Source organism: Levilactobacillus senmaizukei DSM 21775 = NBRC 103853 (assembly GCF_001592085.1).
Classification (GTDB): Bacteria; Bacillota; Bacilli; order Lactobacillales; family Lactobacillaceae; genus Levilactobacillus; species Levilactobacillus senmaizukei.
In genome coordinates, this window is record NZ_BCWD01000073.1 from 1 (window position 1) to 582 (window position 582).

Genomic DNA, 582 nt, shown 5'->3' on the forward strand with positions numbered 1-582 from the left:
TTTTAGCCGACCAGAACATTGATCAATGGCAAGGGACGTACCCGGGCACATCGGTACTCGTTGATGATATTCATCAAGGGTTCACGGTCGTCTTGGAAGAAGACAACGAAATCTTGGGGACCGCTGCAGTTATTCCGGGGGAAGACGTGAGTTATAAACAAATCGAAGGCCAGTGGTTGACGAAGGATGCGCCTTACTTGGCGATTCATCGGGTGGCCGTGTCTAGTCACCATCACGGCCGTGGCTTAGCTGGCGAATTATTCCAGCGTGTCTTCGAACAGATTGACCGGACTCAAGACATCGAAGCCATTCGGATCGACACGCATCCGGACAATCAGGCTATGCAACACATTATCAAGAAGAACGGTTTCACCGAGACCGGCATGGTTAAGTTGTTAGGGATGGATTTGGACAACGTGAAAGATTTTGCTTACGAACGCTTGACGGCCAACACCAAGGTCGAACACATGGTTCAAGGCGAGACGATTCAATAAGCAGATCCGATCGTTAAGATATTCGAACGAAAACTAGGGCATCTTAAAATACAAATGATATGATAACCAAATTGTTTTAAACCGAAAA

At 47.1% G+C, this 582-nt stretch carries 1 protein-coding gene; it reads left to right on the plus strand.

Annotation, left to right across the window (positions count from 1 at the left end):
- Positions 1–494: GNAT family N-acetyltransferase (locus LSE01S_RS10735; protein WP_061777599.1), on the plus strand; the 494-nt coding region annotated here is incomplete at its 5' end.
- Positions 495–582: the final 88 nt, after the last annotated feature.